Here is a 19297-nt window from a genome sequence, read left to right on the forward strand (position 1 = left end):
GGACGGTAAATTATACAAGAATAGGAAGCAAGGCGGATATGGGGCATATATTGCAAGTAGTTCTATCTTAATGTGTCAGTGATATTATACCAATTATTCGGAAATCCAAGTGTGTCCAATACAATGCCGGCTTCAATGGAGTGCGCTTTTTTATTTAGAGCTTTGGTTCTTTTTATAATAGTGTTATGTAATTGAGCGTATTGTGTGGAAGCAAGTAGGCATTGCAAGGCAAGAAAAACATAATATACAGATTGTCTTGATGTATTGGCATTGTTATTGTAATAGTGGAAATAAGCTAGTTGTGGAAGATTCTCACGACATTTATAATTGAAAAGTTTATTATTATGAGCAGTGATATTTCTAATTTCTAGTATATTTTTAATAATACTTTCTAAAGCCTTTCCGCTTAAAAGGTCTTTACTAGGTCTATTTTGGATGTATTCAATATTTTCTTGTAAGAATGGTGATAAATCTCTAGCTATTTGATTTTTTATATCAGTGTTTAGATTTCTATAAAAGTTAAATGCTTGCCCTAATGTAAGTTCATTGATGATAACCCAGAAAGGAACAACGCCATGTTGTTTATAGTGGTGTTTTATAGAATTGTTTTGCTTATCCCTATTATAATCATTGAGTATTTTAGCTAATATACTGATTAAATTTGTAATTTGTGCGAGCCTTTTTGCATCTTTTTGTGTTTCAAAATTATTAATATCTAGATAAGAGTATGGCTTTGGATATGATTCTGAAAAACGATATGCCAGTACGGATTTAAAGTGTTTTTCTGCATCTATAATTGCTTTTAAAAAAGCTGATTTAATTTCTTTATCGTAAAAGTGTGTTGCAGCTATTTCTCTAAAGTCTGCACCAGCTATAAATTTATCTTTTGATGTTTGAAAAAACTTACTATATCCGTTGACGACGTTGTAATAGTTGTTAGTTAGAAGGTATCTTTTACATTCTTCTATGTTATCTATTTCTAAACCTCTAGACTGGAGAAGTTTTATTTGTTCATCTAATGTTTGAAATGGTTTCATATATGTTCCTTATATACAAAAACACCACCTAGTAGAACTAGGCGGTGTTTCGCGTACTCTGTTCCCTTGGGAGCAGAAACTCTTCTCATTGCCTAATAATACTGTAATTTTTAGTTTTTGTCAATATTTTTAGTTTGTTTTTTAAAAATTTTTGAGTATCGAAAAAACTCAACGCTGGGAAAGTTGCTTTTATTGCATTGTCAGACAAGTCAGCAGTAGCAGGCTTGTCTTTTTCTATTTGTCACTTTTGCCGTTTTTTGCGCTTTAGTTTGTAAAATTGGCTTTCTATTTTTCACTTTCCCTTGTTTTTGCACAATAGACCTTAGAAATAGGGGCACTATTGGCGAATATGGAGGATTTTTATAGAATCTTCTCAAAAACCATTGTAGCCTGGATACGGTCACCACCGCCTAAACCTTTGCTTCCACCATTGGCGGTTGTGATTGTATGTAGGCGATAACCTTTTGAAGCTTGTTTATTGATAACCTCTTCTAATTCTGTAAGGTTTCCTGATCCAGTGCCGAAAAACTTTTCTTTCAAAGTTACCTGAAGAACAACGTAGTGTAGTCCATTTACTCCAGAAGCGGTAGAAAAACTACCTTCTTGTTTTACAGTATCAAAAAATCCCATGGGGGTTACTCCTTTTCGTTGTCTCTCTCAGATAGTTTTTGAACTAAATCAAAAGCTATTTTTTTATCATAGTCATTTAAAGAAATATAGTTGATTAAAATATCTGCAAAATTTGTATTGTTCTCTTTATCAGCATTTATTAGTTCTTCAATTGTAAACATATACGATGGGATATGATTAAGCAATCCTTTTCCAAAATTGTTATACTTTACAGGATTATTTATATGTTCTTCAACGTTTTTATATGCCGAACCAAGTTCATTTATTTTTTCAATATCTATATCATTAAGTAATTTTTTAAATTCGTTACTTTGGATTATTTTTAAAATATTTTGTTTATCTTCAAATCCTAATAAGTAAGCAACATTTACTCCGAAGTAGTCAGCAAGCTGTCGAGCTTTTTCTGGTTTGATTTGACTTTCTCCGTTTTCCCATTTTTGGTATCCTCTACGGGTCACACCCATAACTTTAGCGACGTCCTCTTGAGTGTCGCCTTTTTTTTGTCTCAACTCTTTTAATCTGTTCATGTATATTACCTCATTTTAATTATATCACAAAATAACAAAAAGCTAACAAAAAATTCACTTTTTATCATTTTGTTGTTGACAACTAACAAAAAATACGCTACAATACAACCAAGCTAACAAATAGTTAGCAAAAGAAAGGGAGGATTTTATTGCTTATTACCTCAACACAAGCAAAAGCGATTCGCCGAAAGCAAGCTGATAAGAAATTGACTGCTAAGCAAGCAGGCGAAGAAATCGGAGTTACACAAGTTACCTATCGAAAAATTCGAGACGGTGGCGAAGTCAAGCCGAGCATTTACCAAAAAGCCATGGAATGGCTTGCTGAAGATTATTAGAAAGGAGCATAAGACAGAATCAAGAATATTTCTGCTTGCTACCTATGGCAGTATCAAGGGTTTGTAGGGGTTTATTCTCTCCTAAATTTTCCCTACCACAATGATTTACCTTGGTACTGTTTTAGGTGGCAAGCACGAGCAACAAGAAGAAAGGAGTGAACCAATGGAATTCGTTTATATGGACGGCAAGAAAGAGCCGTATACACTGAGCAGTATCGTTGCAGACTGCGCTGAAATTAAGCACAGACATTTGAAGATTTTGCTGAATAAACACCGAGAGGACTTTGAGAGTTTTGGAAAGGTGACATTTAAAATTTCACCTTCAGAGAGTGGGCAAAATGTACGGGATTATATTTTGAACGAGCAACAAGCAACATTGCTGATCACTTACTTACGAAATACAGAACCCGTAAAAGAGTTTAAGAAGAACCTAGTCAAAGCCTTTTTTGAAATGCGTGATGAACTTTCTAAACGCTATCTTCAAAGAGAACTGGAAAAACCGAAGCGTAAAAGTTTAACTGAAGCTATTCAAACATGGGAGAAAGCCCCCAAGCATGCCTATAGTACTCTTACAAACTTACTACTAAAGGGGGTGACAGGGAAGAATAAAGCGCAACTCATGAAGGAGCGAGAAAGTAAGAACGGCATTGAGGGCTTGACAAGTGCAGAACTGACAAACTACCAACGTTTGGAAGATATGGCAATAGCTATGATTAATTTGAATAGGGGGTATTCAGAAATTAAGGAATTAATTTTTAAAGTATAGGAGTATAGAAAATGGAAAATGATTTTAAGACAGTTACAAATGCCAAGGGGTTAGAAATTCCTAAGTATCCCAAGGATTTTAAAAAGCTAGTTGAGAAAGACAGACAACTAGCCGAATATATTTGTATGAACTACGAGAACTTGGACAGTGAAGACCTGGGCGCATTTCTTGAAACGGTGGAGCAGGGATTCAGTTGGATTCTAGATCTTATCGAAAGCAAAGACTTGCTTTATAAACCACAGTCAGGTAGTAATTATGCAAAAAGAAAATAAAAAAATCACTTGCTCAAATTTTAGACGAGGAGAGCAAGCGACACAATTCAGAGTATAGAAATTTTTTCTATGCTTTGATTATAGCAAAAAATATCTATTCTATCAAATATCTCAAGAAAAACCGAAGAGCAGGCAAGCAATTAGAAAAGGTTTTGAAAATCAAGTGCTGATAGGGTGATTCTAAGGCCTTGTTTAGCTGAAAGATGGGTAATTACTCACGAAACACCGCTACAAGCGTTCGCCAACTTGGGGCAATCGCCCAGCGTTTGGAGTGGTGAAACAATCCAATATAGGAAAAAGGGAAAACAGACTATGACAGAAACAACATACGATATTATCGCTAAAAGCTTGGATAGAATTAGTATGGAATTACACCAAGCAGACGAAAACAATGATTTTTTAAGAATAGGACTCTTATCAGGACAATTAAAAGCTATCAAAGAAGATTTACACCGCTTACTTTGGATTGAACTTCCTGAATTGAATGACAGCCATAAAATCAAAGCGATCTCTAAAAGAACTACGGGAATCTTTTTCAGCCCTGGTATTTTTGAATTGGATGCTATGCGACAAGCATTCTTTAAACGCCAAGCCAAGCATTTTTTTGACAATGCAACAGAGCAACAGGCGTATATAGAATATGCTGAAAAGGAGTATTTAGAGGCTACTATAACCTTGAAGGATATTCTTTTTAACTCTAAAAATGGGACTCGACAAGTAAATAAAGATTGTCTTGTAGAAAAATTTGAAGAGGCAATGCAATGACACAATCAGAATTTTACAACCGAATGACTAAAATCAAGGATAGACATCCGAACCTCTTTCAGTTCATAATTGACTTTTTAGATGATAAAGTAACTCCAGAAGAGGTGTACGACTTTCTGAAGATGGAGCACAGCTATCAAGTGAATTATATCAAGAATTACCAAGCGAGGGCATAGCATGAATGAACTAGATTTAAGCAATACACAGGCGCTTATTTTTACCGTGATATTGGTTGACTTTCTCATGTATCTAAACCACCGAGACCGCAAAAAAAGCGCCCAAATCGAGCGAGAAAGTACACAGACGATAGAAACAATTAGCGAGGGTTTAAGCCCTGATTATGGGCGATATATTCAGCTTGCAGCGGTTAAGCCATGGGGGTAATAAGATGTTTGAAAAAATGATTGAAGATTTAAAGTCTAAGATTTTGGAAGCAGTGGAACGGTATTTAAAAAGCCATGAGAAAGTACCTCAAAAAAGATTAGATTTGATCAGCAAGGTGGAACTAAAGGAAGAACTGGGCATAGGAGATAAAACCTTGATAAAATGGGAAGGTGCAGGACTACCGCAGTATATACCGCCTATTGAAGATACTAGAAAAGCGTATTATAAAATCTCAGACGTTTTAAAGTTTTTGGGGGTAGATGATGGCAAAGACTAAAATATATTTTTGGTTAAAAGTTGATAAGAAGTTTTTTGATAATCTTTTTATTAAACGACTTAAAAATATGCCTGGTGGCTACACTATGACAGTGATTTATATCCGTCTTATGTTGGAAAGTTTAGAAGATGATTGTATTTTGTACTATGAGGGGTATTTTGATAATTTGGTACAGGAGCTAGCCTTAAAATTGGATGTGTCCGAGGATGATATAAATATGACAGTTGCATATTTTACAAAATGCGGACTGATTCAGATAGACGATGATGGACATGCTACATTATCGCAAGCAAAAGCCATGGTTGAGAGTGAAACAAATTGGGCAAAATACAAGCGAGACCAAAGAAAAAATAGTCAAAATTTACCAAAATTGGAGAATGTCCAAAATAAAAAGACTATTTCCAACTCATGTCCAACAGAGATAGAGAAAGAGAATAGAGTTAATAGTAAGAGTAATAATTTATATTTAGATAATATATTGTCGGGAAATCCCGACTACAATTTTCCTACTTGGCTTGAAGAAACAGCTATAAAAGATTTAGAGAAAACAAAACATAAAGAACTTTGGATTCCTATTGCTTATCTGAATCAAGTAGCTAATAAGAGGTATAAGTTTGTTGATAAGACAAAAAGGCTTTTACTAGCACGATTCAAAGAAGGCTATACACTGGAAGATTTTAAACAGGTGATAGATATTAAAACAGCAGAATGGAAGGATAGTCCTGAATTTTCTAAATATCTGAGACCTGAAACACTTTTTGGATCTAAGTTTGACGGTTATTTGAATCAAAAGCCTAAAACCATAAAAGGGAAGTCCGAAGACAACTTTCCAGATCTACCATTTTAGGAGTTGCACAGATGAAGGAACAATTTAAAGAATTTAATAACAGAAAAATATCGGATAAAGTTTGCGATATTCACCAGGTAAATTATTGGGAAATTTCTGTACCGGTGTTAGGGGGTTCAGAAAGAAAACTACAAGCATTTTGCCCAGAGTGCGTGAAGGGAGAGATTAAACAGAAAGAGAAAGACCTATTGCAGCAGTTCGAGGACAGACAAGCCTACTTTAAAACTTATGATGTGTTAATGCGTGACAGTACGATCCCTAACGAGTTGAAAGGAGCGACGTTTGATAATTTCTTTGTTAAGACTACAGAGGAGCGTCAGATGTTAGAGTTTGTAAAGGGGCAAGCCCAGAAGTACCTTGGAGGTATGACGGGAAATACCTTAATTAGTGGTAGCACAGGAATAGGGAAAAGTCATTTATCTCTTGCTCTGGCCAAAGAAATCAATGAGAGTTTCAGAGAGAAGAACGATCCTAAGAGTGTCTTATTTGTCAGCTTAACCGAGATTATCAAGCAGATAAAAGAAGGTTGGGCTTATGGAAGGAATGCAAACTTAACAGAGTATGAGGCAGTTAAAAAGCTAGTTGATGTTGATTTTCTAATCATCGATGACCTTGGGGCAAAAAATGGAACAATCACTCCTAAGAGTGACTGGGAACAGGATTTCTTGTTTGATATTATCAACAATCGAGAAACTACGATTTTCAACACGAACCTAGATAGTAGTGAACTGCGGACGGTATACAATGCTAGAAATTCAAGTAGAATTTTGAAAGGTTTAGAAGGGAACACTTTCAAGGCTTTCACGATCAAAGATAAGAGATATACTATAAACACAGTGAGGGGAGAATATCAATGAATGATGATAAAATGCGATTTGCAACAGAGAAAGGCTTTGTTGTCTACGAAAAATGTGGTATAATAGAGATAGAAAAAGTTCCAAGTTTTGGAGAAATTATTTTATTCTATTCAGATGGGAAATTTACTCATCTAGTCAAAAAAGAAACTAAAAAATAAGTCTATTGAGAACAACTCAGGGACATACCGTAAGCATATAATGCTAGTGGTATGTCCCTTTTTGTTTGCATAGAAAGGGGGTGAGAGCAATGTCAGGAGATACTTCTTTAGGGTATGTAGTAGCCAATAAGTTTTCTATGGATCCAGATAAAAGACAGAAAATCTTTTCTCAGTGTAAAAAAGAAGATGATAGCTTAGAACAACGGAAACAAGAAATACTAGAGAAATATGCTAACAAACAAGACAAATCAAAATCTAGAAAAAATGATTTTAAAGGCTCGGAGAGTCATAAAAGAAAAGCTAAAAGCAAAGAATTTTAGAAAAAATTATAAACAAAAATCAGATATTAAAAGATGAAGGAGCAAAAAATGACAACTAACTTAGTTAAACAAAAAGAAAATCTAGAAGCTTATATCCGGAGTACAGGTTATAACACTAGGGGAATGAAAGTAGAAAATAATCATGTACTCATTGAAAAACCAATACTTGATAGTTACGAAGATGAACATCAACGTAAAGAATTGGTTGATCTAGTAAATGTTATTGAGACTCGTACCCGTGGTGGGAAGTATGAAGTAACTGACTTTGAATCTGATTCATTACAAGAAGTTAGTGAAAATTCGGTTGAGAGAACAGAAGCAGATAAAAAGAAAACTATCAGCGTTGATTACTTAGTTAAATTATTCAGTGGAAAACTTGATTTTTCACAGGAACAATTAGATGATGGCCAATATAATTTAACGGATTTTCTTGGTAAGAAGATTATTAAATTAAAACGTAGAACACGAAATAGAGAGATTGGGAAAATTCTCCAAACTGCGAAAGTGCAGACTGCTACAAGTATGGACGACTTGAAATCTATTGTTTCTTTAATCAATCCAGAGCGCAATGTATCTATGGTTGTTAGTCAATCACTATTTAGTGTCTTAGAAAAAATGAAAGACACTTCAGGAAATTATCTTCTTAAAGTTGATAAAGAGACAGGGACAAGTGAAACATTCTTTGTAGATAACTTTTTAATTGTAGATGATACAACATTAGGGAATAAAGGTGACAAAAAAGGCTTTATCGGAGATCTAGAAAACTTTGTTACTTTGTTTGATCGCAAGAAAGATACACTTAGTTGGGTGAATGCGAATGACTATTTTGGAAAACGGTTGATTTTACATACCCGATTTGATGTAAGAAAAGTTGAAGAAGATTGTGGTTACTTTATTCAATGGAATTAGGAGAAAGAAATGGATATTAATCAAGTATTTGATACACTGGATGATTTAGATAATAAAAAAAGTAAGATTAATTCAGCACGAGAACAGTTAAGCGAAAAAAGGAAAAGCCTGTTAGGCAATCAAGCAGTTTCATTTGAGAACATAGATTCTTTTTTGTCAAATAACTTAGAATCTTTAGAGCAGCTGGAAAATATGGAAAAAGCTATTAATGGCCTTCAGGAAAAATTTGATAGTGATTTTTCAGAAGCTAATGCAGTCATCTTTGAATACATTTTTAAAGAGACTAAGCAACGGATGGAAACTAAGAAGATCTATAAACAATACCGAAAGAAACTTAGACAAATTCTGGACGCATATGATGAAATTCAAGAACTAAAGAAGAATGTGGAAGAAATCCATACAGGTGTAGTCAGAGAAATAAGTCAGAGACATTCTCTATCGCCGTATCGAACAGAAGTAAGTCCGCTTACTGTCCTACCATTCTTAACCCCTGATTCTAGCGGGTGGATGAATTTTTCTAAGGAATATCGGGACATTAAAGAGTATTTAGAAAAATAGGGAACAAATTAAGTAAGGCTAGTGATATATGGCTGAAACAGAAGAGATATCGCTAGTCCTACTTTTATGCTTTACTAAGTTTCACATAACAAAGTAAGCATAAACTGAAAAGAAGTAATAGCTTGAAAGCAAGGTATATCAGGGGTTTACAGAATGGAGTGAGTTTCACAGAATGTAAGATATGAGAAACTGAGGGGATAAATTAAAGAAATTTCCCTTGAACTTGTCATACTGAAGAGTTGTCAAACTTAAAACAATGATACCTGATAAGTGGAGTGTTGGAAGGCTTTTAGCGCTTTTTGTCAGTTTGACAGAATTTACAATTTGACAAATTGCAAGATAAAAAATTTTTAAAATTTAAGTGGAGGTACTTGCCTATGTACGAGTTGAGTAACAGAGACTTGGACGGGATAGATATTGAGTTAGGACGGTATAGAACGCTTGCTAATAAAATTTATTTGAGAAGACAGGAACTAATACATAATAAGAAACATAGCGCTGAAGATTATACTGGTGGGAAAGGCAAGATAGTATCTAGTCCTACTGAAGCGACAATCATTAGAATTGAAGAAGACCAAACACTAAGATATTTAGAAGGTTTCAAACTAGTTGTAGATACCTTGATGGAAAACTTAATTGAAAGTGATCTAGTAATTTTTAAAATGAGATATTTAGAAGCTGGTGCGACTTGGGAAGACGTGGCAGAGAAACTAAATAAAACTACTCGTTACATAAATAGCCGTAGAAAGGTAATCGCTAAAAGATTTGTGGAATTGAAAGGATATTGACTCCCCCCACCTTTTAAAAAATCTTTCTTCCCAGTAGGGTACCGGTGAAGGGAACTTTTTCCAAGTCGGAGATGTTCAGAGAAAAAGGGGGTAAAAACTTATTGTTTTTAGAAAAAAGTATTAGTTTTTCTAAAATAGAATTGAGATGAAACTATTTTTCTGAAATAAGACCTAATTTTCAATTGATAAATGAATTGATTATGTCATTTATTTTTAAGATTTCTTCCAATAATAGTTTTTGATACTCTTTAAAATTTTTTGAGGAATGAAATTCAATCAGTTCTTCAAAGAATTTCGGGGGATTGGTAAATATTTGTAATGGGACATTTGAAATTTTATAATGAAATATATTATTTCTAAAATCTTGTCGGAAGTTAAAAACTTTTTCTTTGCGATCAAGGATATCAACAACTTCCTCCCGTTGGAAATCAGGAAATAAAGAGCTTTCCTTATTAAGAATCAAGCGTAAGGCTGTAATACTAACTAAATAGCATTGGCTTAGCGAGCGTGTAAAAAAGTAATTTTTTGATTTTAAGACACTTGGCATAATATGTACTACAAAATTATTCTGGCATAATATGTTAAATAAGAATAACTGAGTGCCCGTAGGCAGAACTCCTGTTAAAAAATTCCTTCTTTTAGATTCAAATAAGAAAAAATCACGTTGTTCAAAGTTTTCAATTTTAATATCCTGGATTGTAGGCTTCTTAATAGTTTTTTGATTTACTGAATTAATTAAAGTTCCTAAAGCTTTGCTAAATTCAAAAAATAAATCAGTAGCTCTTTTATCAAAATAGGAAATATCCTTTTTATCAGTTTTCGATAAAATACTTTCTAGGTAAATATGATATTGGTTAGTGTTAGCGTATGGAATTTCGTTGAAGTAATATACCCCTAAATCATGTTGTCCAAAAATATTGATTACGAGTTTTTGAAATAAATTGTAATTTTCTACCATTTGTGAATAAAAGCGTCTCTCTATTTCAAGTATCAGTTTGTTAGCCTTGCTATATTTTTTATCAGAGTATTGCTTATAACTCACTCGGACACTAGATATTATTTTTTGAAATTCCTGTTCTCCAATATTTGGAAAATCACTATGAACATTTCTAGGTAAAAACTTTAGTATTCCATCACAGAGAGATGATACAAAAGGAAGGATACCTATTGATAGTTCTGAATAAACTGTCTTATCCAAACTTACAATATTTTCAAGCAGTTGCCTTACTTCAGCAACTTCATCAAGTAGGATTGAAAAAGAAATCATTTCTATCTTATCCATGTTAATCCTTTCAGAAAGTTATTGTTTATATTATAGTTATTGTAACATTATTATTGATAATTGATTAGATGAATAAAAAAGCACCTTCAAAGGTGCTAGTTCTTGCCTGCTGAACTCGTCAATATTACGCCCTTTTTAGGGCTCTTTTTGTGGACTTTTTTAGGAACTTTCAAGAAAAACTAAGGCGATTTAATGCCTAAATGTTTTTAAAGAAAGTCAGTATTTTCAAGGGCTGAGCTCTAAAAATTTGACTTATAGAGTGTTAAATGATAGTATAGTCAAAGATAGTCAAGGTTTAAAGAGAGAGGTGGGTTTGTAATGAGATTTAAAAATACATCGGATCATATTGAGGCCTACATCAAGGCGATTTTAGATCAATCTGGTATTGTGGAGTTGCAACGTAGTCAGTTGGCAGATACCTTTCAGGTTGTTCCCAGTCAGATTAACTATGTGATCAAGACACGCTTTACGGAAAGTAGAGGCTACTTGGTTGAAAGTAAGCGTGGTGGCGGAGGCTATATTCGTATAGGACGGATTGAGTTTTCTAGTCATCATGAAATGCTCCGCGATTTGCTTTACTCGATTGGTGAGCGGGTCAGTCAAGAAATTTATGAGGATATTCTACAGCTTTTGGTTGAGCAGGAATTGATGACCAAGCAGGAGATGAATTTGCTAGTATCAGTAGCTTTGGATCGTATTCTAGGAGAAGAAGCTCCAGTTGTTCGTGCAAACATGCTACGACAGGTCATACAAGAGGTAGATAGAAAAGGGAAGTAAGATGAACTATTCAAAAGCATTGAATGAATGTATCGAAAGTGCCTACATGGTTGCTGGCCATTTTGGAGCTCGTTACCTAGAGTCTTGGCACTTGTTGATTGCCATGTCCAATCACAGTTATAGTGTGGCAGGGGCAACTTTAAATGATTATCCATATGAGATGGACCGTTTAGAAGAAGTAGCTTTGGAACTGACTGAAACGGACTATAGCCAGGATGAAACCTTTACGGAATTGCCGTTTTCTCATCGTTTGCAGGTTCTTTTTGATGAAGCAGAGTATGTAGCGTCAGTGGTCCATGCTAAGGTGTTAGGGACAGAGCATGTTCTCTATGCGATTTTGCATGATGGTAATGCCTTGGCGGCTCGTATCTTGGAGAGAGCTGGTTTTTCTTATGAAGATAAGAAAGATCAGGTCAAGATTGCTGCCCTACGTCGAAATCTAGAAGAACGTGCAGGCTGGACTCGTGAAGACCTCAAGGCTCTACGCCAACGCCATCGTACAGTGGCTGACAAGCAAAATTCTATGGCTAATATGATGGGGATGCCCCAGACTCCGAGTGGTGGTCTCGAGGACTATACGCATGATTTGACAGAGCAAGCGCGTTCTGGCAAGTTAGAACCAGTCATCGGTCGGGATAAGGAAATCTCGCGTATGATTCAAATTTTGAGCCGTAAAACCAAGAATAATCCTGTTTTGGTTGGGGATGCTGGTGTCGGGAAAACAGCCTTGGCGCTTGGGCTCGCTCAGCGTATTGCTAGTGGAGATGTACCTGCGGAAATGGCTAAGATGCGCGTGTTAGAGCTTGATTTGATGAATGTCGTGGCAGGGACACGCTTCCGTGGTGACTTTGAAGAACGCATGAATAATATCATCAAGGATATTGAAGAAGATGGGCAAGTCATCCTCTTTATCGATGAACTTCACACTATCATGGGTTCTGGGAGCGGGATTGATTCGACTCTGGATGCGGCCAATATCTTGAAGCCAGCCTTGGCGCGTGGAACTTTGAGAACGGTTGGTGCGACCACTCAGGAAGAATATCAAAAACATATCGAAAAAGATGCAGCCCTTTCTCGTCGTTTCGCCAAAGTGACGATTGAAGAGCCAAGTGTGGCAGACAGCATGACCATTTTGCAAGGCTTGAAGGCGACTTATGAGAAACATCACCGGGTGCAAATCACAGATGAAGCGGTTGAAACAGCCGTCAAGATGGCTCATCGTTACTTGACTAGTCGCCATTTGCCAGACTCTGCTATCGACCTCTTGGATGAGGCAGCAGCAACAGTGCAAAATAAATCAAAGCATGTAAAAGCAGACGATTCTGACTTGAGTCCAGCTGACAAGGCCTTGATGGATGGCAAGTGGAAACAGGCAGCTCAGCTAATTGAAAAAGAAGAGCAAGTGCCTGTCTACAAAGACTTGGTGACAGAGTCTGATATTTTGACCACCTTGAGTCGCTTATCAGGTATTCCAGTCCAAAAACTGACGCAAACAGATGCTAAGAAATACCTAAATCTTGAAGCTGAACTACACAAACGTGTCATCGGTCAAGATCAAGCTGTTTCAAGCATTAGCCGTGCGATTCGCCGCAATCAGTCAGGGATTCGCAGTCATAAGCGCCCGATTGGTTCCTTTATGTTCCTAGGGCCTACAGGTGTCGGTAAGACCGAATTGGCCAAGGCTCTGGCAGAAGTTCTTTTTGATGATGAATCAGCTCTTATCCGCTTTGATATGAGTGAGTATATGGAGAAATTCGCAGCTAGCCGACTCAATGGAGCTCCTCCGGGCTATGTGGGTTATGAAGAAGGTGGGGAGTTGACCGAGAAGGTTCGCAACAAACCATACTCCGTTCTCCTCTTTGACGAGGTAGAAAAAGCCCACCCAGACATCTTTAATGTTCTCTTGCAGGTCTTGGATGACGGTGTCTTGACCGATAGTAAGGGACGCAAGGTTGACTTTTCAAATACCATTATCATCATGACGTCAAACCTTGGTGCGACAGCCCTTCGTGATGACAAGACAGTTGGATTTGGGGCAAAGGACATTCGTTTTGACCAGGAAAATATGGAAAAACGCATGTTTGAAGAGCTGAAAAAAGCTTATAGACCTGAGTTTATTAACCGTATTGATGAAAAGGTGGTCTTCCATAGCCTGTCTAGCGACCATATGCAGGAAGTGGTGAAGATTATGGTCAAACCTTTAGTGGTAAGTTTGGCTGAAAAAGGTATTGACTTGAAATTACAAGCTTCCGCACTGAAATTGTTGGCAAATCAAGGATATGACCCAGAGATGGGAGCTCGTCCACTTCGCAGAACCCTACAAACAGAAGTGGAAGACAAGTTGGCAGAACTTCTTCTCAAGGGAGAATTAGAGTCAGGCAGCACACTTAAGATTGGTGTTAAAGCAGGCCAGTTAAAATTTGATATTGCATAAAAAACGAGGTCGGGAAAAGTTCCCGATCTCTTTATTTGCCTTTATTAGTTTGATTTGCTGTTGCGACTGTTTTAGGGATGGCTATTTTTCTTAGAATTGCTCATGATGCGAATGAATAAATCTTTGTATTTATATTTTAAATAGGTTTCATGTAAGTACAATAAAGCTATATCTACAATCATAAAAATGGTTATTAGGTAAAATAAATCAAATGTAGTCTGAGCGTAGCGAACTGCAGACTGATAAGAACAGAAAGCTCCCAAAATCACTCAAGGAAGATACTTATAATACTTATTTAGCATAAGAGTGCACCTCCTATATTCTATTTCAATGTTATTATATTCCTTTGTACTTAAAGTTTTAAGCGATTACACAAAACAAATTCAAATTTTTAACAGGAAAATCTCCTGTTTTTCTGTTTTATTACGAATAGAAGAGTAGGAGGAGTAGAGGTGTTTAAATTATGTGAGATTTTTAAAATAGTTTAAATAAATCGTTGACATATTCAAATCTCAATGTTACAATTGTATTACAAAAAGATTTCTTAATATTTCAAAAACATTACAAAGGAGTAGAGAAATGAAAAAGAAAACATATATCAAATTAATGGCAGCAACTGTATTGGCTTCTACCTTGCTATTGGGAGCTTGTGGAAATAAAAAGGAAACAACTCAAGCAAGCAGTTCTGCTAAGACAAGCCAATCATCAAGTTCTAAAGCAACTTCTGCTAGCGAAGAAAGCAAGACTCAGAAGTCCTCAAGTTCAGTTTCATCTGAAAAGGCCAAGGCGTCTACTGACCAGTCTGCAGCAACTACAACACCATCACCAGCAACACCTGCACCAGAGCAAAGACAAGGTCAAGAAGTGTCTAATCAACAGGCAGCTAGTCAACAAACGCCTGCTCAGGCTCCTTCAACTCAACAGGCTCCTCAAGCCCAGTCTAACCAATCAAGCTATGACCCAACAACTGACCGTAAACTTCAAGACAAGCAAGCAGAGCAGAATAAACGCTATAAGGGTGTTTTAACCATGGTAGACGGTGATTTCTCAGCAGCAGCAGGCAACTGGAAGGGAGAAAATGGCGAAACCATCACAGTTTCATCAGGTGGTCAATTTACAGTAGAATCTGCTGATGGAAAGAAAGAAAATTACTCTATCAGAGGCTACTCTTATACTCTTGATGGTGGCAAGTATAATGCCAAAATTGGTGGAGGAAAAATCATCCAAATTACAACAGGAGCGGATGGTAAGGTTTCCAGTGTTGCTTTGAGTCAATAATAGCTCTCAGTATTTGAATTTTTACAATCAAAGAAAATCCGTCAGCTCAAATAAGAGTCGACGGATTCTTTTATACTTGTACTTGGGTTAAAAATTCTTCTGTAGTAAGAATTTGAGCAAACTCATCTTGTAGAGAAAGGAGATTAATCTCATGGATAGTCTCAGGAGAGATGGTCTGACCGTTTTTGTTAGATAAGGTAAAACTGGCAGTAGCATCTGCTAGTAAAGTGACTTCAAAACCAAGATTTGCTGCCATTCGTGTCGTAGTAGATACACAATGAGGCAGGGTCAAACCAACAACGACTAAATGACAAATCTGATTTTTTCGTAAATATGTTTCAAGATTTGTTCCAATAAAGGCGCTATTAACCGTTTTTTGAAAGACAGGTTCTGCAGTAACTGGCTCAAATCCACTTTTAAACACCTGATTTTGTTTGTTATGAAATTGCGACTGGGGATTGTCAGATATGTGTTGAACATGTAAGACTGGAAGAGCGTGTTTACGAAAGTATGCCAGTACCCTCAATGCTTGATGTTCAGCTTGAGGGTTATTTCGTTCTCCCCAGATAGGGCTATCAAATGCTTTTTGCATATCGATAATCAGTAGAGCAGTATGAACCATTTTAAGCCTTATCCAGTTGCAAGAGGGCTTCAATCTCTGCTAGGGTGCTAGCTTGTGAAATGGCTCCACGGAGTTTGGCAGCGCCAGATGTTCCACGGAGGTAGTGAGGAGCGAGGCCACGGAATTCACGAACTGCTACGTTTTCCCCTTTGAGGTTAATCAAGCGTTTCAAGTGTTCGTAGGCGATTTTCATCTTGTCCTCAAAAGTCAAATCAGGGAGGATTTCTCCTGTTTCAAAGTAGTGGTTGATTTGGTTAAAGAGGTAAGGATTGCCCATGGCAGCGCGGCCAATCATGACTGCGTCAGCACCGACTTCTTCGATGCGTTGCTTGGCTTCTTGAACTGTACGGATGTCACCGTTGGCGATAAATGGAATCTTGGTCAAAGCTTGAGCGACCTTGTGAAGTGTCTCAAGGTCTGCGTGACCTGTATACATTTGTTCACGGGTACGGCCATGCATGGCAAGAGCAGAAACACCTGCTGCTTCAGCAGCGAGGGCATTTTCTACTGCCAGAGATGGGTCAGCCCAGCCGGTACGCATCTTAACAGTAAGTGGGATATCAAGGACAGACTGGACCTTGTTGATGATAGAGTAAATCTTGTCTGGATCCTTGAGCCACATAGCGCCAGCTTCGTTCTTCACGATTTTGTTAACTGGGCAGCCCATGTTGATATCCACGATATCGGTTTTGGTGTTTTCTTGGATGAATTCTGCTGCGCGTGCTAGGCTGTCTTCATCGCTACCAAAAAGTTGGATAGAGACAGGATTTTCGCCCTCGTCGATATGAAGCATATGCAGGGTTTTTTCGTTGTTGTATTGGATTCCCTTGTCAGAGACCATTTCCATTACAACGAGTCCAGCTCCGAGCTCTTTTGCAATAGTACGAAATGCTGAGTTTGTCACGCCAGCCATAGGTGCTAAAACGGTACGATTGGGAATCTCAACATTGCCAATCATAAAGGGTGTATTAAGATTTGTCACGAATGAGTTCCTCCAGGTCGTTTTCATCAAAGTTGTAAGTTGTTTGGCAGAATTGACAAGTGATTTCTGCCCCGTGGTCTTCCTCTTTCATTTCCTGTAAGTCTGAGCTTGGGAGGCTAGCAAGAGCGTTCATAAAGCGTTCATGGCTACAGTCACATTGGAAACGGATTTCTTCTTCAGAAAGAAGCTTGTAGGCCTCGTCACCGTAGATAGCCTTGAGGAGGGCTTCGATATGGTCTTCACTTTCCAGAAGGGTTGAGATAGCTGGCATTTCTTGGATGCGTTTTTCAAAGCGAGCAATCTCTTCTTCCTTGGCTCCTGGCAAGACTTGAACTAGGAAACCACCTGCAACCTTGACCTTGTCTTCCTCGTCCAAAAGGACATTGAGGCCGACTGCTGAAGGTGTTTGTTGGCTTTCAGTCAGGTAAAAGGCAAGGTCTTCACCAATTTCTCCAGAGATAAGGGGAGTCATAGAGTTGTAAGGATTTCCAGTACCGTAGTCTGTGATAACGAGGAATTGACCGTTTCCAACAAAAGGTCCGACTAGAACTTCACCAGTTGCAGTCTTTTTGATGTCAACACCAGGATTTTGAACGTAACCTTTGACATTCCCCTTGGTATCAGCGACGGTGATGATAGCACCTAGAGAGCTAGATCCCAGCACCTTAACTGTAAGTTTGGTATTTCCTTTTTCATTGGCTGCGAGAATCTGGCTGGCGATAAGAGTTCGACCAAGTGCTACAGTTGAGCTAGCTTGGGTTTGGTGTTTTTCTTGAGCAGTGCGGACGGTTTCTGTGCTATCAAGGACAAAAGCACGAAAGGCTCCGGTTTCTGATATTGTTTTAATAATTTTATCCATAGCTACTATTTTAGCATAAAAATGCCCAAAGGGGGAGCCGTGTGTTTGCTGATTTTCAGGATAATGGACCAGGAAATCAGCATGAAAATAAAAAGAGAAACAGATTATTTCAGCATTTCTAAGATTTATGCTATGCTTAAGGTAGAAAATGAAAGGGGTAACAAATGTATTTAGGAGACTTGATGGAAAAGGCTGAATCTGGCCAATTTTCAATCCTTTCCTTTCTATTACAAGAGTCTCAGACGACCGTCAAGGCTGTAATGGAGGAAACAGGATTTTCAAAAGCAACCCTAACCAAATATGTCACCCTGCTCAATGACAAGGCTTTGGATAGTGGCTTAGAGCTGACTATTCACTTAGAAGATGAAAATCTGCGTCTGTCAATCGGTGCAACTACCAAGGGAAGAGATATCCGAAGCCTATTTTTAGAAAATGCCATAAAATACCAAATTTTAGTCTATCTTCTCTACCACCAACAGTTCCTAGCCCATCAACTGGCTCAAGAATTAATGATTAGCGAGGCTACGCTTGGTCGTCACTTAGCTAGCTTAAATCAGATTTTGTCAGAATTTGATTTATCCATCCAAAATGGACGTTGGCGAGGTCCAGAGCATCAGATTCGCTATTTCTATTTCTGTCTTTTCCGCAAGGTCTGGTCGAGTCAGGAATGGGAAAGCCATATGCAGAAACCAGAGAGAAAACAGGAGATTGCCAGTTTAGAGGAAATCTGCGGTGCAAGCTTGTCTTCAGGGCAGAAATTGGACTTGGTTCTCTGGTCTCATATCAGTCAACAACGTCTTCGGGTAAATGCCTGTCAGTTTCAAGTGATAGAAGAAAAAATGCGAGGGTATTTTGACAATATTTTCTACCTTCGTTTGCATCGAAAGGCTCCGTCCTTTTTCGCTGGACAACACCTTCCTCTAGGAACTGAGGATGGGGAGATGATGATATTCTTCTCTTTCCTCCTATCTCATCGCATTCTTCCTCTTCATACAATGGAATATATCCTTGGTTTTGGAGGGCAGTTGGCAGATTTACTGACACAATTGATTCAAGAAATGAAGAAGGAGGAGTTACTGGGTGATTATACAGAGGACAATGTCACCTATGAACTCAGTCAGCTTTGTGCTCAAGTCTATTTATACAAGGGCTATATCTTACAGGACCGCTACAAGTACCAGTTAGAGAATCGTCATCCATATTTGCTGATGGAACATGATTTTAGGGGAACGGCAGAGGAGATTTTTCATGCTCTACCTGCCTTTCAGCAGGGGACGGATTTGGATAAGAAAATTCTCTGGGAATGGCTCCAGTTGATAGAATATATGGCTGAAAATGGTGGTCAGCATATGCGGATTGGTCTGGATTTGACATCTGGTTTTCTTGTCTTTTCAAGGATGGCAGCCATTTTGAAACGGTATTTGGAATACAATCGTTTTATTACCATTGAAGCCTATGACCGAACTCGACATTATGATTTGCTGGTTACAAATAACCCTATTTATAAGAAGGAGCAGACACCAGTCTATTATTTAAAAAATGACTTGGATATGGAGGATTTGGCAGGGATTCGTCAGTTATTATTCACTTAAAAGACTTGGTGGTTCCAGGTCTTTTTTGTGAAATTTACACA

26 protein-coding genes are annotated in these 19297 nt (G+C 37.5%); 18 read left to right on the forward strand and 8 right to left on the reverse strand.

Translation table 11 applies throughout. The features are described from left to right. Positions 1-62: 62 nt before the first annotated feature. The 3 genes from ACN076_RS01510 to ACN076_RS01520 all read right to left on the reverse strand — a co-directional run bounded on the left by ACN076_RS01510 (position 63) and on the right by ACN076_RS01520 (position 2194). Positions 63-1037 (reverse strand): Abi family protein, encoded by a 975-nt coding sequence (locus tag ACN076_RS01510; RefSeq protein WP_173267092.1) that lies wholly within the window; start codon positions 1035-1037, stop codon positions 63-65. A gap of 360 nt (positions 1038-1397) precedes the next feature. Beyond that, entirely contained in the window at positions 1398-1667 is a 270-nt protein-coding gene (locus ACN076_RS01515) for a DUF4177 domain-containing protein (RefSeq protein ID WP_084926963.1), read from the reverse strand. A 5-nt stretch (positions 1668-1672) separates the two neighbouring features. Then, on the reverse strand, positions 1673-2194 hold the full coding sequence (locus ACN076_RS01520; protein ID WP_084926964.1) for a helix-turn-helix domain-containing protein: 522 nt from the start codon (positions 2192-2194) through the stop codon (positions 1673-1675). A gap of 149 nt (positions 2195-2343) precedes the next feature. On the opposite strand from ACN076_RS01520, the gene ACN076_RS01525 reads away from it, so the two are divergent. The 14 genes from ACN076_RS01525 to ACN076_RS01590 all read left to right on the forward strand — a co-directional run bounded on the left by ACN076_RS01525 (position 2344) and on the right by ACN076_RS01590 (position 9430). Next, a complete protein-coding gene (locus ACN076_RS01525) occupies positions 2344-2529 on the forward strand; it encodes a hypothetical protein (RefSeq protein ID WP_004245570.1) in 186 nt (61 codons plus the stop codon). Between the two features lie 163 nt (positions 2530-2692). Further along, positions 2693-3295 carry a Rha family transcriptional regulator gene (locus tag ACN076_RS01530; RefSeq protein WP_420790012.1) on the forward strand — a complete coding sequence of 201 codons (603 nt, stop codon included), beginning with the start codon at positions 2693-2695 and terminating at the stop codon, positions 3293-3295. 11 nt (positions 3296-3306) lie between these two features. Next, the gene (locus tag ACN076_RS01535) at positions 3307-3567 is read left to right on the forward strand and encodes a hypothetical protein (protein ID WP_084926966.1); all 261 of its coding nucleotides are present in this window, start codon (positions 3307-3309) and stop codon (positions 3565-3567) included. A 312-nt stretch (positions 3568-3879) separates the two neighbouring features. Next, positions 3880-4332 carry a hypothetical protein gene (locus ACN076_RS01540; protein ID WP_084926978.1) on the forward strand — a complete coding sequence of 151 codons (453 nt, stop codon included), beginning with the start codon at positions 3880-3882 and terminating at the stop codon, positions 4330-4332. Next, on the forward strand, positions 4329-4508 hold the full coding sequence (locus ACN076_RS01545) for a hypothetical protein (protein WP_045612837.1): 180 nt from the start codon (positions 4329-4331) through the stop codon (positions 4506-4508). The genes ACN076_RS01540 and ACN076_RS01545 overlap by 4 nt, the downstream gene beginning before the upstream one ends. Before the next feature lies 1 nt (position 4509). Then, positions 4510-4716: a hypothetical protein gene (locus ACN076_RS01550; RefSeq protein WP_084926967.1), complete on the forward strand. Its 207-nt coding sequence runs from the start codon at positions 4510-4512 to the stop codon at positions 4714-4716. Between the two features lie 4 nt (positions 4717-4720). Then, positions 4721-4993 (forward strand): hypothetical protein, encoded by a 273-nt coding sequence (locus tag ACN076_RS01555; RefSeq protein WP_049490554.1) that lies wholly within the window; start codon positions 4721-4723, stop codon positions 4991-4993. Further along, positions 4980-5840, forward strand: coding sequence for a conserved phage C-terminal domain-containing protein (locus ACN076_RS01560; protein ID WP_261080849.1), 861 nt, complete (start codon positions 4980-4982; stop codon positions 5838-5840). The genes ACN076_RS01555 and ACN076_RS01560 overlap by 14 nt, the downstream gene beginning before the upstream one ends. Positions 5841-5851: 11 nt before the next feature. Further along, positions 5852-6697: an ATP-binding protein gene (locus ACN076_RS01565; RefSeq protein ID WP_084926970.1), complete on the forward strand. Its 846-nt coding sequence runs from the start codon at positions 5852-5854 to the stop codon at positions 6695-6697. After that, complete coding sequence (locus ACN076_RS01570; RefSeq protein WP_192851990.1) at positions 6694-6855, forward strand: hypothetical protein; 162 nt, start codon at positions 6694-6696, stop codon at positions 6853-6855. The genes ACN076_RS01565 and ACN076_RS01570 overlap by 4 nt, the downstream gene beginning before the upstream one ends. Positions 6856-6944: 89 nt before the next feature. Further along, a complete protein-coding gene (locus ACN076_RS01575; RefSeq protein ID WP_084926971.1) occupies positions 6945-7175 on the forward strand; it encodes a hypothetical protein in 231 nt (76 codons plus the stop codon). 48 nt (positions 7176-7223) lie between these two features. Next, positions 7224-8084, forward strand: coding sequence for a phage major capsid protein (locus tag ACN076_RS01580; protein ID WP_084926972.1), 861 nt, complete (start codon positions 7224-7226; stop codon positions 8082-8084). A gap of 9 nt (positions 8085-8093) precedes the next feature. Then, entirely contained in the window at positions 8094-8642 is a 549-nt protein-coding gene (locus tag ACN076_RS01585) for a hypothetical protein (RefSeq protein WP_420790013.1), read from the forward strand. A gap of 377 nt (positions 8643-9019) precedes the next feature. Further along, complete coding sequence (locus ACN076_RS01590) at positions 9020-9430, forward strand: DUF722 domain-containing protein (protein WP_261038979.1); 411 nt, start codon at positions 9020-9022, stop codon at positions 9428-9430. A 178-nt stretch (positions 9431-9608) separates the two neighbouring features. Here the strand turns inward: ACN076_RS01590 and ACN076_RS01595 are convergent, their stop codons facing one another. After that, positions 9609-10712, reverse strand: a complete 1104-nt coding sequence (locus ACN076_RS01595) for a hypothetical protein (protein ID WP_084926975.1) — start codon at positions 10710-10712, stop codon at positions 9609-9611. Between the two features lie 318 nt (positions 10713-11030). On the opposite strand from ACN076_RS01595, the gene ACN076_RS01600 reads away from it, so the two are divergent. Next, positions 11031-11489 carry a CtsR family transcriptional regulator gene (locus tag ACN076_RS01600; RefSeq protein ID WP_420790014.1) on the forward strand — a complete coding sequence of 153 codons (459 nt, stop codon included), beginning with the start codon at positions 11031-11033 and terminating at the stop codon, positions 11487-11489. A gap of 1 nt (position 11490) precedes the next feature. Beyond that, positions 11491-13923, forward strand: coding sequence for an ATP-dependent Clp protease ATP-binding subunit (locus ACN076_RS01605; RefSeq protein ID WP_420790015.1), 2433 nt, complete (start codon positions 11491-11493; stop codon positions 13921-13923). A 71-nt stretch (positions 13924-13994) separates the two neighbouring features. Here the strand turns inward: ACN076_RS01605 and ACN076_RS01610 are convergent, their stop codons facing one another. Continuing rightward, positions 13995-14192: a hypothetical protein gene (locus ACN076_RS01610; protein WP_239683522.1), complete on the reverse strand. Its 198-nt coding sequence runs from the start codon at positions 14190-14192 to the stop codon at positions 13995-13997. A 310-nt stretch (positions 14193-14502) separates the two neighbouring features. Here ACN076_RS01610 and ACN076_RS01615 point away from each other — a divergent pair, with 310 nt between their 5' ends. Then, positions 14503-15201 (forward strand): hypothetical protein, encoded by a 699-nt coding sequence (locus tag ACN076_RS01615; RefSeq protein ID WP_420790016.1) that lies wholly within the window; start codon positions 14503-14505, stop codon positions 15199-15201. A gap of 70 nt (positions 15202-15271) precedes the next feature. Here ACN076_RS01615 and ACN076_RS01620 read toward each other — a convergent pair whose 3' ends face one another. From ACN076_RS01620 to hslO, 3 genes are read right to left on the reverse strand one after another with little or no spacing between them, the layout of a single operon-like run. Continuing rightward, a complete protein-coding gene (locus tag ACN076_RS01620) occupies positions 15272-15823 on the reverse strand; it encodes a cysteine hydrolase family protein (RefSeq protein ID WP_420790017.1) in 552 nt (183 codons plus the stop codon). A 1-nt stretch (position 15824) separates the two neighbouring features. Next, positions 15825-16805, reverse strand: a complete 981-nt coding sequence (gene dusB, locus ACN076_RS01625; protein WP_000183308.1) for a tRNA dihydrouridine synthase DusB — start codon at positions 16803-16805, stop codon at positions 15825-15827. Further along, complete coding sequence (gene hslO, locus ACN076_RS01630) at positions 16792-17664, reverse strand: Hsp33 family molecular chaperone HslO (RefSeq protein ID WP_420790018.1); 873 nt, start codon at positions 17662-17664, stop codon at positions 16792-16794. Before hslO ends, dusB begins: the two co-directional genes overlap by 14 nt. 164 nt (positions 17665-17828) lie before the next feature. On the opposite strand from hslO, the gene ACN076_RS01635 reads away from it, so the two are divergent. Further along, positions 17829-19256, forward strand: a complete 1428-nt coding sequence (locus ACN076_RS01635; RefSeq protein WP_420790019.1) for a helix-turn-helix domain-containing protein — start codon at positions 17829-17831, stop codon at positions 19254-19256. The last annotated feature ends 41 nt before the right edge of the window (positions 19257-19297 follow it).

Source organism: Streptococcus sp. K0074, from assembly GCF_048843365.1.
GTDB classification, from domain to species: domain Bacteria; phylum Bacillota; class Bacilli; order Lactobacillales; family Streptococcaceae; genus Streptococcus; species Streptococcus mitis_BM.